Origin of the sequence: Pseudomonas sp. 3HC3, from assembly GCF_044904505.1 — a bacterium.
Lineage (GTDB): Bacteria > Pseudomonadota > Gammaproteobacteria > Pseudomonadales > Pseudomonadaceae > Aquipseudomonas > Aquipseudomonas putida_Y.
In genome coordinates, this window is the sequence record NZ_JADDRH010000001.1 from 357,616 (window position 1) to 373,637 (window position 16,022).

Genomic DNA, 16,022 nt, shown 5'->3' on the forward strand with positions numbered 1-16,022 from the left:
CGTGGGCGGCCTGTTCGCAAGGCTGGTGGACTCCAGCGACCCTGTACTCATGCGCCAGGCGTTGGCCTGGCTGTATGGTTTCGTGCGCCCACACCGGCGTGCCATCGGCCTGTTGCTCGGCTTGTCGCTGGGGGCATCGCTGCTGGCACTGGCGCAACCCTGGCTGGTCAAGACCCTGATCGACGAAGGGCTGCTGGCCAAGGATTACCAAACGCTTTGGCACATGGCGGCAATCATGATCGGCGCGGGCCTGCTGGGCACTGTGCTGGCCGGCGTCAACCGCTACCTGCATACGCGCCTGTCGGGGCGCATCCTGTTCGCCCTGCGCGACGACCTTTACCGCCATCTGCAGCAGTTGTCGCCAACTTTCTACGGGCGGCGGCGTATCGGCGACATTCTTTCGCGGCTGGATGGCGATGTGGCAGAGATCCAGCGCTTTGCCGTGGACTCGCTGTTCTCGGCGGTGTCGGCGGTGATCGGCCTGGTGGGCGCGGTGACGTTGATGCTGATGCTGTCGTGGCAGTTGTCGCTGTTGCTGGCGCTGCTGGTGCCGATCGAGGTGCTGTGGCTGCGCTGGATGCGGCGCAAGGTGGAGCGCGAAGTGCGCAACTTGCGTGAGCGCTCGGCGGATGTGTCGTCTTTCCTGGTCGAGACCCTGCCGGCGATGAAGTTCATCCAGGCGGCCGGCCAGCAAGGCCGTGAAGCAGGGCGCCTGGACCAGCTTGGGCAAGGTTACATGCGCCAGTTGCTGAAGGTGCAGGTGACCGAATTCTTCACCCAGGCCATCCCCGGCACATTGACCTCTTGGTGCCGCGCCTGCGCGTTCCTGGTGGGTGGTTGGTGGGTTATCCAGGGCACCTGGCAGTTGGGCGCGCTGATCGCTTTTTCTACTTACATGGGCATGGCGGTTGGGCCGGTGCAGAGCCTGTTGGGCTTGTATGTGGCGGTGCAGCGCATGGCTGTCAGCCTGGGAAGGGTGATGGAATTGAAGCAGGAAGCGGTAGCGGTACATCAGACCGCCAACCCGCAGCCCATCCCCGATGGCCCCGGCGAGTTGCGCCTGGAGGCGCTGAACTTTGCCCATGAGGGGCGCCAGGGTGCGGTACTGAAAAACGTGCAGGTGAGCATCCCGGGTGGCCTGAAAGTTGCCATCAGCGGTGCCTCCGGAGTGGGCAAGTCAACCCTGATCGACCTGCTGCAGCGCTTCTACGACCCGGACGCCGGGCGCATCCTGCTGGACGGCGTCGACCTGCGCGACCTCGACCTTGTTGCATTGCGCAGGCAAATCGCTGTGGTCAGCCAGGACATCGTGCTGTTCCGTGGCACCCTGGCGCAGAACCTGGCTTATGGCGTGCCCGAGGCCAGCCGTGATGAACTGGAACGGGTGGTGCGCCTGGCGCGGCTGGACAGCCTTGTCGACAGCCTGCCGCTGGGCCTGGATGGCTTGCTGGGCGAGCGCGGCCAGCAGTTGTCCGGGGGGCAGAAACAACGCATCGCCATTGCTCGTGCAGTGTTGCAGGCCCCGGTGATCCTGGTGCTGGACGAGGCCACTTCGGCGGTGGACGAAGCCACCGAACGTGAAGTGATCGCGGCCATCGACCAGCTGTTCGCCGGTCGCACGCGCATCTTGATCAGCCACCGGGCTTCGACCCTGGCCGATGCCGACCTGCACCTGCAACTGCATGATGGCCAGTTGCAGGTACTGGCGCAGGAGGTGATCAAACATGGGCACTGACGTACGCGTTGGCATCATCGACAGTGGCTGCTCGCCGGAGCAGGCCAACGGCTTGCTGGATGCCCGCCGTTTCTGGCTGGAAGACGGCCAGTTGCGCGAAGGTGAAATGCTCCCCGACCCGCTTGGGCACGGCAGTGCGGTGCTCGCCAGCTTGCAACACGAGGCCGGTCCGGTGTCGGTGCTGGTGGCCCAGGTGTTCAGTGACCAGGCCAGCACCAGTGCGTTGCAGGTGGCTGCCGCATTGCTGTGGCTGGTGGAGTCGGGGGCCACGCTGATCAACCTCAGCCTGGGCTTGCAGCAGGACCGGCCCGTGCTGCATCAGGCTTGTGCCGAGGCGCTGGCGGCTGGCGTGCTGTTGTGTGCATCCAGCCCGGCACAGGGTGGGCCGGTATACCCGGCCAGCTACCCTGGGGTGTTTCGACTGACCGGTGATGCGCGTTGTGCGCCCGGCCAGTGGTCCTGGCTTGGCACCCGGCAGGCGGACTTTGGCGGTTATGTGGGGGCGGGCGGCCGAGCGGGTGCGAGCTTGGGCTGTGCGGCTTTGAGCGGAAGGATTGCGGCTTTGCTGCGTGACGAGCCGGGTAGGGGGCGCCAGCAGGTCCATGACTGGTTGCGCGATCACGCGGCGTTCATCGGCCCAGAGCGACGGGGTCCCAGCCATGCTTGAGCCGCGCATCGTGGTGCTGGGCGCCGGCCCTGCGGGTGCAGCCACGGCCATTGGCTTGCGGCGGCTGGGTTACACCGTGACGGTGGTGTCGGAGTGGCGCCGTTTCGCGGCAGTTGAAGGCGTTTCGCAGCGGGTGCTGGAGGGCTTGCGGCACGCAGGCCTTGGCGGGGCCTTGAGCCAGGCGGCCATGCCGGCCACCCGCCAGGTGCACTGGAACGGCCAGCACCTACACATGAACCAGGAGTTTTTGCTCGACCGGCAACGCTTTGACCAGGCGCTGCGCGAAGACCTTCAGCGCGCAGGCGTGCGTGTGGTCGAGGGCCGGGTGCGTGAGGTCGTGCAGGGGGGCGGTCATCATGTGCGCCTGGACGATGGGCAGGTGCTGACCGCTGATTTCCTGGTTGAGGCCCGAGGCCGACAGGCGCCCCTGGCCGCAGACCGACTGCGTGGGCCGGAAACGGTCAGCCTGCTCAATGTCTGGCAGGGTAGCCCCGGTGCACCTGCGTCGGCGGTGGAGAGCCTGGAGGATGGTTGGGCGTGGATGGCACGGCTGGAAGATGGCCGCTGTTACTGGCAAGTCACCCAGGACGCTGCCGGGCTGCCGGGGAAAGCTGGGTTGGCAGCTTACTGCGTGGCGTTGCGGGGCCGCAGCGCGTTGGTAGCCGAGCTGTTCGACGGTCAGGCATTGATACCGGGACAGGTGCATGCACGTAGCAGTACCGCCATTCTGGCGGGTGAATGTGTCGGGCAGGACTGGATCCGGGTGGGGGATGCTGCCATGGCCGTTGACCCGCTGTCGGGCAACGGGATTTTTCAGTCGCTCTCTTCGGCATTGCAGGCGCCGATGGTGATCAATACGTTGCTGCGCAGGCCTGAGCGGGCCGAATTGGCGCGGCAGTTTCACCAGCAGCGGGTCGAGCAGCTGTTCTTGCGTTTTGCCCGCATTGGCCGGGATTTCTATGCCCAGGAACAAAGCCGGGTGGGGCAACCGTTCTGGGCCCGGCGCCAGGGTTGGCCGGATGCGCAACCCCTGCACCTGAGCACGGACTGGCGAGCGGTGCGAGTGGCACGCCAGCCAGTGTTGCGTGACGGGCTGGTGGATGAAGCCGAGGTCGTGGTGACGGCGGACCAGCCGCTGGGGGTTTGGCATTTGCAAGGTGTAGAACTGGCACCGATAGTTCGCGGGCTTCATGCTGGCCTGGCGCTCAGTGCTGTGCTTGAGGGACAGCAGGTTGAGCATCAGAAAATGGTGCGACGTTGGCTCACAGAACAGGGCTATACCTGAACCCCGGGGCTGCATGGCGTCCCCAGGATCCCGGCTCGGAGCCTCTGGACCGCTACTCGCTTACCGCCGTCAGGTTGCTGCGCCCGACTGCGCGCAGGGGGGCAGTTTCAATCAGCCCCAACCCCAGCACTCCAACAACGATTGCGCACCCTGCTTGTAGCAGCAACGGGGCGCCAAGACCATGAATGTCCGCCAGCCAGCCGCCCAGCACCGGACTGAGCACGCCGCCGACCACTTCACCCATGCCCATCACCAGCCCGACGCAGGCGGCAATGCGATGAACCGGTACGGTTTCTGATGGAATGGTGGCCATGAAGATCGGCGCCACTCCGCTGGCCGACCAGGTGATGAACAACACCGTGCAAAGCATCCAGAACGGCCCTTGAAAATACAGCGCTGCCAGCGGCGTGAGCGCCCCGATCAGGGAGAACACCACCACTACCAGGCGCCGGCCCAGGCGGTCGGAAAGCGCAGGCACGATGAAACTGCAGAGCGTGGCACTGGCACCCAGCACGCTCATCAAGATACCCATTTCGGTAGAGCCGAACTGCCGCTCGTTCATGTAGTACACCGGCATGAACGCCCACCCCAGCACCATCCACGCCACGTAGAAACACGCGATGAGCATGCTCAACCAGACGTTGCGATAACGCAGCAGTTCTAACAGCGAACCTGCTGCGACGGGCTGCGAGGCGGACGGTGTCGTCGGCTGGGCAATGACTACCTCCCTGGGCTCGCGTACGTACTTCCAGATCATGCACGCGGCAATCAACCCGGGGATGCCCGCGACGATGAATGCAAGGCGCCAGTGGTAGTGGCTGGCCAGGGCCACCAGGAGCAGGGGCGCGATGCATGAGCCCAGCAGGTTGCTGCCAAAGTTCTGCATGATGCCCATGTTGTGGCCGCGGCGGCTTGCCGTGGAGTTCATCGCCATCAGGGTTTGCGAGATAGGCAGTATCGGGCCTTCGGCCACCCCCATCAGCAGGCGGGCAGCCAGCAGCATGAAGAAGGTGCTGGCCAGCCCGGAGAAGAACGAGCACACCGAAAACACGATCACGGCCACCAACAGGTAAGGCTTGCGGCGCCCGCTGCGGTCGGAACGGGCGCCAAGCAGGTACCCGGACAGTGCCCAGGTCAATGACAAGGCCGATACCAGCAAGCCGATCTGGGTGTTGCTCAAGGACAGGTCGGCGGCCACGAAGGGCGCCAGGAAACTCATTGCATTACGGTCGAAGAAAACAAAACCGAAACTGAGGCTGAGCACGAACAGCAAGCGGTTTTCGTAGGAAGAGAACCAGCGGCGCATGGTGTATCTCCTGCATGATTATTGTTATTGGAATACGCGACGTTCAAAGGCGTCCGCCTGCAGGTGATAGCAAACGCTAGGCCAATTGCGCAGGCCAGCCCCAGGCCCTTGCATACAAGGCCTTGAGCCGGGGCTGGAGCGGCGCAAGCCTTGATCTTTGTTGATCAAGCTGGCAAAAGTTGATGATCAAATATCGGCCTGGCCATCGCGTGACACCGCCCGTGCGCAGAACAAGAACAATAGGAGAAGGTATGAGTCGTTCATCCATCGCGGCACCCCGCGAAGCTGTGTCGCGTTCCCCTCAGGCCTATGAAACCAGTAGCCCGACCCCGGCCGACCTGCGTCGCTACCTGCGGTTTTCAGATGAGGATGCGCGTATCTGGCTGGACGACCAGAGCATGGTCATGCTGCATTCCAGCGCGCTGGGTGCATTGCGCCGCGAGTTGATCGAAGGCGCGCGGCGCATCCTGATGCGCATCGGTTATTCGGCGGGTAGCCAGGATGCCGCGCTGGTACGCAAGCGCTGGCCGGCATCGGACGAGCGCAGCTCGTTCATTGCCGGCGGCCGGCTGCATGCGTTGCAGGGTGTGGTGCGGGTGGAAACGGTCGACCTTGACCTGGACATCGAACGCGGCCACTTCCACGGGGAATACCTGTGGCACGACTCGCGTGAAGCCCATGAGCACATAGCCCACTACGGGGTTGGCGACGAGGCTGCGTGCTGGATGACCCTCGGCTACGCCGCCGGTTATGCCAGCGCCTTTATCGGCAAGCTGGTGGTGTACCGTGAGGTCGAGTGCGTGGCCGCAGGCGGCCGCTGCTGCCGGATTGTCGGCGATACGGCAGATCGCTTGCCAGATCATGAGCACGGCGCCGAGCAGCGCTACTGGGACCCTGCGCACTTCATTCAGATGAACTCGATCTGGTCGCCCTCCGAGGGCGAGGCGGTACAACCTGCCTGCACGGCCAGCAGCTTGCCGCTGCAGGACGACATGGTCGGTATTTCTGCTGCTTTCAGCGTTGCCCGTCATCAAATTGCGCAAGTGGCACCCACCCGAGCCACGGTGCTGTTCAGCGGTGAGTCGGGCGTTGGCAAAGAGGTGTTCGCAAAGGCGCTGCATCGGCTCAGCCCGCGCGCCCAACAACCGTTGGTGGCGGTCAACTGTGCGGCTTTACCAGAAAGCCTGCTGGAAGCTGAACTGTTCGGTGCCGAAAAAGGCGCCTACACCGGTGCAACGCAGGCGCGTACAGGTCGTTTCGAACGGGCCTCTGGCGGCACGCTGTTCCTGGATGAGGTCCAGGCGTTGAGCATGAGCGCCCAAACCAAGCTGCTGCGCGCCTTGCAAGAGGGAGAAATCGAACGGGTGGGCGGCAACAGGCCGATCAAGGTCGACTTGCGGGTTATTGCTGCGACCAACGCCAACTTGCGCGAAGCGATTGCTCGCGGCACCTTCAGGGAAGACCTGTTCTTCAGGCTGAACGTGTTCCCCATTCACCTGCCTCCGCTGCGTGAGCGCCGGGATGACATCCCGCTGCTGATGGAGCACTTTTTCAAACACTTCACCCAACTGCACGGCAAGCAGGTCACCGGGTTCAGTGCCCGGGCCGTGGAAGCGCTGCTCAACTACAGCTACCCCGGCAACGTGCGAGAGCTGCAAAATCTGGTGGAGAGAGGTGTGATTGCGGCACCCGGGCAAGCATCGATTCGTACCCAGCACCTGTTCCCCTGCGGTGAGCAGGCGCCCCGCGCCGGGTTGGGCGTGGGCGGTGACGGCAGCCTGTGCAAAGCGGCCAGCGAGCCGGACCCGCAGGGCACGCCCATGGCCGAACTCAAGCACGCCATTCACAACCAGCAACTGGAGCAATATCGGCTGGTGTTGCAGGCCTGTAATGGCAATCTGTCTGCCGCAGCTCGGCAACTGGGTATCAGCCGTCCGCAGCTGGCCTACCGACTGAAGGCCCATGGGCAGGGGTGAATTGATGATCGAGCTTGATCAAAGCGGATCAATTTGATCAAGCCAGGCAACGAATACTGTTGGCACAACCCCATGATACAGGGCGTTTCGCCGCGTCCCGGGGGCTGGCACAGCCCTTGCGATGCACCAGGCGCGACTTCCTGAAGCGGTAGTTTCAGGTCGCACTTCATAACAACAAAAACAGAGAGTGCATCATGAATGCTCAACCGAGCGGCACCTGGGTGCCTGACGTTCGCGTTACCGCCTTGTCCATTGCATTGACCGCCTTTGCGTGTGCTGCCCACGCACAGGAGGCGATCAAGCTGGACCTGCAAGTGTGGAACCTGTCGGTGAAAAACCTGGATACCGGCCCTGACCCTTACCACTATGCCAACAGCGGCAACGTGTTTGCCGGAGTCGAGGGCGACCTTGATGCATTGGCCAACATCGCCGGGGCATCGTTCAGCCTGCAGTACGTGTTCTTCCCGTTCATGCGTGGCGAGGGGCAGCCTGCCCAGGACAGTTGGCAGGGCAAGGCCGGGAGTTTCTTTGCCGGGGCACCGATGCACAACGACATCGATACCGGCTACCTGGCTCGCTTTACCTGGAACCAGCGCCTGTTGCAGGACCGCCTGGAACTGGCAGTGGGCCGCAGCAATGCCCGTCAGCACTTCTACATGGCCAACTGTGAAAACGTGATCACCTGCAACGACCCGGTCATCGATAACTCCACCGGTATCCTGCCGTACCCCTACGGCAGTTGGGGTGGCTACACCCGATACCGTTTCGATTCAGGTTACTACCTGCACAGCGGGGTGTTCGAATCCAACCCCCAGCACTACTTCAAACGTACCAAGGGATTTGACTGGGACCCGGGGGACGCCAGCGGTGTCACCTGGCTGGCCGGGGTAGGGGCGAAAGCGGATTTTACCCAGGACCCTTATGCGTACCATTACGAACTGAACGGTTTTCATAACACCGGCGAACAGATCGACCCCATGGATGGCCGCTTGCGCAGGGGGAGCGATGGGCTGCTGTTCAAGTTCCGCCAGACATTGGCCAGAGAAGGCGAGGTCGCCGTGCCCGAGCGGGGTTGGCAGGTGTTTGGCGCCTGGTCCTGGAGCGTCGATGACATGCAGCCTTTTTCCCATTTCGCCGAAGTTGGTGTGACCCGCCTTGGCCCGTTCGGTCGGCCGCAGGATACGCTCAACCTCAAGGCCAGCTACCTGCGCCTGGGTGCGCGCCAGGCAGCCTGGCAAGAGCACGCGCGGCTGCTTGCCACCGGCCGCGATGAGCGTACGCGTCGAGGTGTATCACGCATCGAGCTGAACACGCACTGGCAAGTCACCCGCAACCTCGCACTGGAGCCCAGCGTGCAGTACATCTTCAACCCGGACAACTTCTACAACCCCAGCGCGCCAGTGAGTGGCGACGGTGCGGTAATAGCCCTGGAGGTCATGTACAACCTCGGTTCCGCGCTCGGTTTGTAGGCCCTGAACGCAAACCTCCCGCCGAAGCGGGAGGTTTTTACCGGTGATGGCTGAAGGGATCAGGCCTGCTGGGGGGCAACCATGACCTTGCATTGATGCTGGCGTTGGCGCAGGGCTTCGAATGCCAGGGGCATTTCGGCTAGCGACACCGTTTCGCTGACCATCGTCAGTGGGGGGGCATCCGGGCCGTCCAGCACATCTACAGCGGCGCAGAACTCGTCCATGTTGAAAAACGCCGACATGATCAGGTTCACCTCCTTGGACACTGCCTGGAACGGCATGAATTTGTCCGCGACCGTGCACAGCCCAAGCACCACAACCGTGCCCCGTGGGCGCACATGGTCGATAGCCTGTGCAATCAGGCCTGGGCGGCCGACACACTCGAAAACGATGTCGGCCGCGCTGCCCAGGTTTTGCGCAATACACGCTGGCAGTGCGCCGTCGCCTACCAGAAAGTGCGTCGCCCCAAGATGCAACGCGCGCTCGCGCTGCCAATCGCCCAAGTCGGTGATGGCGACGGTGGCTGCACCCAGGCGCCTGGCCCAGTAGGCCACTGCCAGGCCGATAGCCCCTGCGCCCAGAATCAGTACCTTCGCGCCAGGCTTGAGCCCTGCCCGCATCACACCGTGCAAAGCCACGGCAAGGGGCTCGGCGAGGGCGCTGTCCTTGAGCCCGACACTGCTCGGAATAACCCGGCACTGGTGGCCCTTGGCAGTCGCCCACTGCGCAAAACCACCCCCCTGCAAGCTGAACGCGGGGCACCAGGCAGGCTCACCGCGCAGGCAACTGGCGCACTGCCCACAACCGCGCAAAGGTGCCACGGCCACGGCATCGCCGACTTTCAGGTTGTTTACCTGCTTGCCACACTCAACCACACGGCCGCTGTACTCATGGCCCAGCACGCTGCCTGGGGCAATATTGAAAGCCGGGTCCTGGGTCATGTGCAGGTCACTGCCGCAGATGCCGCAGCGACACACCTCTATCAGAACTTCGTCGGCAGCGGGCACAGGCATCGCAACCGTGCCCAATTGCAAGGGCTGGTTCAGGCCCTTGAACAGAATTGCTTGCATCATTGCCTCCTCAGTCCACCCGGCCGAGCATCTGCCCGCCGTCAATGACAATCTGCGCGCCCGTGACGTAATCCGAGGCAGGCGAGGCCAGGAACAAGGCCAGGCCCTTGATTTCCTCGGTGGAGGCGATCCGATGTTGCGGCACTCGCTGAGCGAAGGCCGCACGGTCGGCCGGGTTGCGCAAACGGCCCCCGGCGATGTTGGTCACGAACGGGCCAGGCGCGATCGCGTTTACGTTGATGCCGTAGCGGGCCAGTTCCATCGCGGCCTGCCGCACGAGTGACGCAGCGCCGGCCTTGGCTGGCATGTAGGGGGTGCCGACGATGGCTTCATTGATGATCGCGGCATTGGAGGTTGTGACGATGATGCGGCCCTGACCACGCGGTTTCATCAAGCACACTGCCGCACGCAGGGTGGTGAACACCGAGGTGAGGTTGGTTGCAAGCACCTTGTCCCAGTGCGCTTCGTCCAACGTCTCCAGTGCGCCTTCAGCGCAGCGCTGGCCCTCGCTGTCCAGAAAGCCGGGGCCAGCGTCGATGCCGGCGTTGGCGAACACAACATCCAGTCGGCCATAGCGCTCGCCGATGCGTTCGAAACAGGCATACATCGCCTGGCGATCGGTGGCGTCCACCACTTCACCGTGCACGGCGAAACCCAGCGCGGTCAACCGCGCTACGTGTTCTTGCAGGCGTTCGTCGTCCACGTCAAGCAGGGTGACCTGCGCCCCTGCTTCGGCCATCACTTCGGCATAGGCCAGACCAATGCCGCTGGCGGCGCCGGTGACCACACAGGTCAAGCCTTCGACGGCAAATCGTTCCCAGTACTTCATCTGCGCCTCCCTGTCTGTCGACTGCTGCACCCGCTCACAGGAACAACGCCTGGTTGATTGGCAGCCCGTGTTTCTCGCAATGGCTCACGTAATGATTGATGAACCAGAACACATCGGTGGTTTCGGTGTGCTGGCCGTGCTCGTCGAAAAACTCGATAGGCCCGTGAATCCAGAACAGTGCCTTCATGCCTTGCGGGTCATCGGAATACAGGGTGTGCGCCGTGCCTGGGGTTTCGAAGACAAAGCTGCCGGGCTTTGCGACCCAGTCGTACTCGTAATATCCCCAGGTGCCCTCCAGCGTTACTGCTGACACCGCTGCGCGGTGCCGGTGGGTGCCGATGCGGCCGCCGCCCTTGACCCAGAGAATGTTGCACACGCTGCCGGTTCGTACATCGAAGCTGAGGTGGCGTATGGCGGCGCAATCGCCGAACGGGACCCAGGGTGATTCATCCTCGCCGGTGCCGATGTGCCCGCCATGCAGGCCATAGCGGTCGACGATGGCGGCATGGGGCTCAGGCGGCAGTTGGACAATGCTTGGCTTCAGGGTGGTGTTCATGAACAGGCCTCGATGTGTTGTTTTTATGGTCGAGCGTTGGCTCGCGAGGATCTTTTGCACAGCCTGTGCCAAGCCCTGAAAGGCCTGATTTACGCAGGTTAGAGCGGGTTAAGGTGGTGAGAATTCATGCAGCTTGGCAGGCTTGATGATTAAATTTGATCAAGCGCGGTGGTGCAGAAGGGGCGCGCCGCGCCCCGCTATTGCAGGTCAGAAGAAGGTCCCGACAATTAATTGCAGGTAAGTCCCGGTATCCCGCCCACCCAGCTGCGTACCGCCATTGGCAGCACTGCGCTCCGGCTTGTAGAACCCCACCACCGGGCTGATCAGCAGGTGGTCGTTGACCATCCATTCCACATACAGGTCCAGCTCGCGCCCGCCAAGGTTGCCCTGGTCGGTGTCCAGCGTGTCGAAGTCGAAGTACAGTGCGCCGACGGTCAGGTTGTCCCGTGGCTTGCCCTTCAGCGCTACATGGTGCACTTGGCTGTTCTTGTTGAACGGCCCGGCATAGTTGGCTGCCACTTCACCCTGGAACCAGGTGCCGTAGCCCCGGCTCAGGCCATAGAACAGCGGGTCGAAGCCTTCTGAGAAGCGGCTGTAGCGATAGGTGGCGGTAGGTGACCAGGGCAATTGGGAGAAGGTCCAGTTGCCCTCCAGGTACCAGGCATTCTCGCGCCCGCCGGTCTTGTCCTGGGTCACGTACTCGGCGGCCAGCTCCAGGTCTTTGACGCCCAGGTTGCCGCGCCCGCGCAGGCTGGCGGTGTCCATGCCGTCGCGGTGTTCCAGGCCCATGATCTGCGCGTAGCGCTGGTCCACGTCGAGGCCGCGGATCCAGCTCAGGCCGACGGTACCGGTGTCGGCGACGTGCTCCAGGTTGGCGACCGCCAGGGAAGTGTCGGCCTGGTAATGGTTGTCGGACTTCAACCACATCAGGTCACCGCGCCAGCCCTGGTTGCCGCCCAGGCGCAGCACGGCGGTGCGGTCGAAGGCCTTGCGTGCGGCCAGGTAGTAGGCACCGCCGCGGTCGAAGTTGGCCCCCAGGTCGACCTTGCCCAGGTTGACCGGGTCACCCTGGATCAGGAAACCATCACCCAGGGTGACGACCTGGCGGCCACCGGAAATGTCGACGCCATCTTCACCCAGCGCCGGAAACAGGTTGGCCGAACGCCAGCCCAAATACAGGTCTTCGACGGCGGTGCGGCGTTCGTCGCCCAAGGTCAGGCCGGCGGCGTCGCCATCGCCCCAGGTGGCGGAACTGAGCAGGCTGAAGGCGCCGTAGAGGGTGCCGCTATCGGCCAGGGTCTGGCTGCCGCTGAGGCCGTATTTTACGTAGCCTTCCTGCCAGGCGGTGCTGCCGGGTTGGCGGTTGCCGGCCTGGTTGAAGCTTTCGTCGCTATGGAAGACGCCGAACAGGGCTTCGAGGTCGGCGTTGAGGCTGGTGCCATCGTGGTTGTACAGCTCGTAGGCTTGGGTGGCGGGGGCGGTTAACAGCAGGGCCAATGTGCAGGCGAGTGTGTGCCTCATGGGTTTGCTCCATGGTTTTTATTGTTGTTTTTTTGTTGCCTGTGCCGGCCTCTTCGCGGGTGAACCCGCTCCTACAGGGCATGTGATACCTGGTGTAGGAGCGGGTTTACCCGCGAAGAGGCCGGTACAGGAAAAAAGATCAGAGCTTGATCAACACCGATTTCAGCTCCGTGTAATGCTCGATGGCCGCTGAACCCATCTCACGACCAACGCCAGACATCTTGTAGCCACCAAACGGCAGTGCCGGGTCGAGCGCGCTGTGGCAGTTGACCCACACCGAGCCGGACTTGATGCGCGGGATCATGCGGTGCACCGCGGCCAGGTCGTTGGACCAGATGCTTGCACCCAGGCCATAGGGGTTGTCGTTGGCCATGCCGATCACTTCGTCGATGTCATCGAATGGCATCGCCACCAGCACCGGCCCGAAGATTTCTTCCTGCACCAGGCGATGACGCTGGTCCACATCGACAATCACCGTCGGCTTGACGAAGTAACCAGGCCCGAAACCTTCACCCCCGCAGGCGATGGTGGCGCCCAGTTCGCGGCCAAGCTCAATGTAGCCAGTGACGCGGTCCTGCTGCTTGGCTGAAATCAACGGGCCCATCTGCACCGCCGGGTCCAGCCCGTTGCCCAGCTTCATGGCATTGGCGATCCCGGCGATGTCGGCCACCACGTTGTCGAAGTGCTTGCGGTGCACATACAGTCGCGAGCCTGCGCAGCACACCTGGCCCTGGTTGAAGAAGATCGCCGTGGCCGCACCGGCTGCGGCTTCCTGCAGGTTGGCGTCGGGCATGACGATGGTCGGCGACTTGCCGCCCAGTTCCAGGGTGACGCGGGTCATGTTGTCCATGGCCGCCTTGCCGATCAGCTTGCCGACCTCGGTGGAGCCGGTGAAGGTCAGTTTGTCTACGCCGGGGTGGCAGCTGAGCGCGGCGCCGGCGTTCAGGCCGGTACCGGTAACCACGTTGAACACACCGGCCGGGTAGCCGGCCTCGTCGACCAGTTCGGCCAGCTTGAGCACGCTCAGTGGGGTTTCATCGGCAGGCTTGAGCACCACGGTGCAGCCGGTGGCTAGTGCCGGGCCGAGCTTCCAGCAGGCCAGCAGCAGTGGGAAGTTCCAGGCGACGATGGCGCCAACCACGCCCACTGCCTCGCGGCGCACGAAGCCGTGGAACTGGTCGTTGGGCATCAACGGCATGGACGCTTCGACGGTGCTACCCTCGATCTTGGTGGCCCAGCCCGCCATATAGCGCAGGAAGTCGATGGCCAGTTGCACGTCCATCACCTGGGCCACGGCGGCGCTCTTGCCATTGTTCAGGCATTCCAGTTCGGCCAGCTGGCGCGCATCGCGCTCCATCAGGTCGGCCAGGCGCCACAGCAGGTTCTGCCGCTCGCGTGGGCGCATGCGGCTCCAGGGCGAGTCGTCGAAGGCCTGGCGTGCAGCGCGCACGGCGCGGTCGACATCTTCGGCCTCGGCGGCCGGCACTTCACCCAGCACCTCGCCGGTGGCCGGGTTGCGGAACGACAGGGTGCGACCGCTGGCGGCGTCCTGCCAGTCGGCACCGATGCGCATCTTCAGCTTGCGTTCGAGAAAGGCGCGGGTGGCGGGCAGGATGGGCAGTTCGGAAAGCATGGGGCTGTGCCTCTTGTCATTGGATGTGACGGGCACTGGCGCAATGGCCGTGCCAACCTGGGCAGATGGCCGCAAAGCATTGTGGGCGTTGGTTTTTGCCTAAGCGCAAAGTTGCGATTGCCAGGTTGCGCTGTTGCACATTGAGACGGTGTGAGACGGTGGTGAAACAGTGGCTGTTCGGCCTCTTCGCGGGCCCTGTCTCAACATGAAACACCCTGTCGCGAAATGGCACGCTGCAAATGGCCATCCCGGCTCCTGGCCAAGCCACGAAAAACGCTTAACAGGCTGAAAGGAAACGCTTTTACCCTAACTGGCACAGTTCCTGTATCACAACCGTCACATGCACACCTGCTGTACCAAAGCGTGCGAAAACGATAAGAACAACAACCGTGGAGGTCTGACCTTGAAGACGACTCGACTCCGGCGGCATGCGGGCAAACTGGCGCTGGTCGCCGCCGCGCTGCTGAGCACCCAGGCCATGGCGGCCGAGCAGGGCCCGAGCCTGTTGCAGAACAAGTGCATGGGGTGCCATATCCCCGAAGGCAACGACACCTATAGCCGCATCAGCCACCAGCGCAAGACACCGGAAGGCTGGCTGATGAGCATCGCCCGCATGCAGGTGATGCATGGCCTTCAGATCAGCGACGACGATCGTCGCACTCTGGTCAAATACCTGGCCGACAAACAGGGCCTGGCGCCCAGCGAAACCGATGGCGTGCGTTACGCCATGGAGCGTCGGCTCAATACCGTCGAGCACTTCGACACCCAGCTCAGCGAGACCTGTGGCCGTTGCCACTCGGGTGCCCGTGTCGCTTTGCAACGGCGCCCGGCCAAGGAGTGGGAACACCTGGTCCACTTCCACCTTGGCCAATGGCCGTCCCTTGAATACCAGGCCCAGGCGCGTGACCGCGACTGGCTGCCGATCGCCCTGCAGCAAGTGGTGCCGGACCTTGCCAAGCGCTTCCCGATGGATAGCGCGGCCTGGGACGAATGGCAGAAGGCCAAACCCAAGGCGGACGTACTGCCGGGGCAGTGGGCATTCAGCGGCCATATGCTGGCCAAGGGCGATGTACGTGGGGTGATGAGCGTCACGGCCGGAGAGGGCGATACGTTCAAGGTCGAGGTCAAGGGCGCTTACGCCGACGGTACACCGTTCAACGGCAGCGGCTCGGCCATCCTGTACAACGGTTATGAATGGCGGGGCAATGTGAAGGTTGGCGATGCCAACCTGCGCCAGGTGTTCGCCGCGCTGGATGGCGAAATGAAAGGCCGTATGTTCGAAGCCGATCACGATGAGCGCGGCCTGGACTTCAGCGCCGTAAAAGAAGGCAAGGCGCAGTTGCTGGCGGTACAACCGGCGTTCATCAAAGCCGGAGGCGAAAGCGAAATCACCCTGGTTGGCAGCGGCCTGACTGGCAAGCCGGACCTGGGCGCCGGGGTGGAAGTGACCGAAGTGCTGGAGCAGACCCCGACCCTGGTAAGGGTCAAGGCCCGCGCCGCGGCCGATGCCAGGCCAGGGCTGCGCGAGGTGGCGGTAGGTGCGCTCAAGGGCGTGAACCTGGCGGTTTACGACAAGGTCGACGAAGTGAAGGTCGTGCCGGCGTTCTCCATCGCGCGCATTGGCGAGAACGGTGCCTCCGTGCCGAAAGTGCAGGGGCGTTTCGAGGCCGAAGCCTGGGGCAAGGATGCCAATGGCCAGCCGCTGCGTATCGGCTACCTGCCGGCCAGCTGGAAGGTCGAGCCGTTCAACGAGCGTGCTGTCGAGGATGAAGACGTCAAGTTCGCCGGGCAGATGCAGGCCGACGGTGTGTTCGTGCCAGGCGGTGCCGGGCCCAACCCTGAGCGCAAGATGATGACCAACAACGCCGGTAACCTGAAGGTCATCGCCACGCTGGCCGACGGTGGCCAGACCGGCGAAGGGCACATGATCGTCACCGTACAGCGCTGGAACAACCCGCCGCTGCCGTAACGGCAG

12 protein-coding genes are annotated in these 16,022 nt (G+C 63.4%); 6 read left to right on the plus strand and 6 right to left on the minus strand.

From position 1 onward, the window contains the following. Window position 1 precedes the first annotated feature (1 nt). From INQ47_RS01830 to INQ47_RS01840, 3 genes are read left to right on the plus strand one after another with little or no spacing between them, the layout of a single operon-like run. Window positions 2-1,735 carry an ABC transporter ATP-binding protein gene (locus tag INQ47_RS01830; RefSeq protein WP_404700913.1) on the plus strand — a complete coding sequence of 578 codons (1,734 nt, stop codon included), beginning with the start codon at window positions 2-4 and terminating at the stop codon, window positions 1,733-1,735. Further along, window positions 1,725-2,402 (plus strand): peptidase S8 and S53 subtilisin kexin sedolisin, encoded by a 678-nt coding sequence (locus tag INQ47_RS01835; RefSeq protein ID WP_103444486.1) that lies wholly within the window; start codon window positions 1,725-1,727, stop codon window positions 2,400-2,402. The genes INQ47_RS01830 and INQ47_RS01835 overlap by 11 nt, the downstream gene beginning before the upstream one ends. Then, on the plus strand, window positions 2,395-3,687 hold the full coding sequence (locus tag INQ47_RS01840) for an NAD(P)/FAD-dependent oxidoreductase (RefSeq protein WP_404700914.1): 1,293 nt from the start codon (window positions 2,395-2,397) through the stop codon (window positions 3,685-3,687). The genes INQ47_RS01835 and INQ47_RS01840 overlap by 8 nt, the downstream gene beginning before the upstream one ends. 52 nt (window positions 3,688-3,739) lie before the next feature. Here INQ47_RS01840 and INQ47_RS01845 read toward each other — a convergent pair whose 3' ends face one another. Then, window positions 3,740-4,993: an MFS transporter gene (locus tag INQ47_RS01845; RefSeq protein WP_129932243.1), complete on the minus strand. Its 1,254-nt coding sequence runs from the start codon at window positions 4,991-4,993 to the stop codon at window positions 3,740-3,742. A gap of 251 nt (window positions 4,994-5,244) precedes the next feature. Here INQ47_RS01845 and INQ47_RS01850 point away from each other — a divergent pair, with 251 nt between their 5' ends. Next, a complete protein-coding gene (locus INQ47_RS01850) occupies window positions 5,245-6,969 on the plus strand; it encodes a sigma 54-interacting transcriptional regulator (RefSeq protein ID WP_404700915.1) in 1,725 nt (574 codons plus the stop codon). Between the two features lie 194 nt (window positions 6,970-7,163). Beyond that, window positions 7,164-8,438 (plus strand): carbohydrate porin, encoded by a 1,275-nt coding sequence (locus INQ47_RS01855; protein WP_404700916.1) that lies wholly within the window; start codon window positions 7,164-7,166, stop codon window positions 8,436-8,438. A gap of 59 nt (window positions 8,439-8,497) precedes the next feature. Here the strand turns inward: INQ47_RS01855 and INQ47_RS01860 are convergent, their stop codons facing one another. The 5 genes from INQ47_RS01860 to INQ47_RS01880 form a co-directional block, all read right to left on the minus strand. Next, window positions 8,498-9,508 (minus strand): zinc-binding dehydrogenase, encoded by a 1,011-nt coding sequence (locus tag INQ47_RS01860; protein WP_404700917.1) that lies wholly within the window; start codon window positions 9,506-9,508, stop codon window positions 8,498-8,500. A 10-nt stretch (window positions 9,509-9,518) separates the two neighbouring features. Then, the gene (locus INQ47_RS01865; protein WP_021782943.1) at window positions 9,519-10,337 is read right to left on the minus strand and encodes an SDR family NAD(P)-dependent oxidoreductase; all 819 of its coding nucleotides are present in this window, start codon (window positions 10,335-10,337) and stop codon (window positions 9,519-9,521) included. 34 nt (window positions 10,338-10,371) lie between these two features. Next, window positions 10,372-10,893 carry a 2,4'-dihydroxyacetophenone dioxygenase family protein gene (locus INQ47_RS01870; RefSeq protein WP_021782944.1) on the minus strand — a complete coding sequence of 174 codons (522 nt, stop codon included), beginning with the start codon at window positions 10,891-10,893 and terminating at the stop codon, window positions 10,372-10,374. Window positions 10,894-11,100: 207 nt separating this feature from the next. Further along, on the minus strand, window positions 11,101-12,414 hold the full coding sequence (locus INQ47_RS01875; RefSeq protein ID WP_404700918.1) for a hypothetical protein: 1,314 nt from the start codon (window positions 12,412-12,414) through the stop codon (window positions 11,101-11,103). Window positions 12,415-12,553: 139 nt separating this feature from the next. Then, on the minus strand, window positions 12,554-14,047 hold the full coding sequence (locus tag INQ47_RS01880; RefSeq protein ID WP_404700919.1) for an aldehyde dehydrogenase family protein: 1,494 nt from the start codon (window positions 14,045-14,047) through the stop codon (window positions 12,554-12,556). Between the two features lie 403 nt (window positions 14,048-14,450). Here INQ47_RS01880 and peaA point away from each other — a divergent pair, with 403 nt between their 5' ends. After that, window positions 14,451-16,016, plus strand: a complete 1,566-nt coding sequence (peaA, locus tag INQ47_RS01885; RefSeq protein ID WP_029611842.1) for a quinohemoprotein amine dehydrogenase subunit alpha — start codon at window positions 14,451-14,453, stop codon at window positions 16,014-16,016. The last annotated feature ends 6 nt before the right edge of the window (window positions 16,017-16,022 follow it).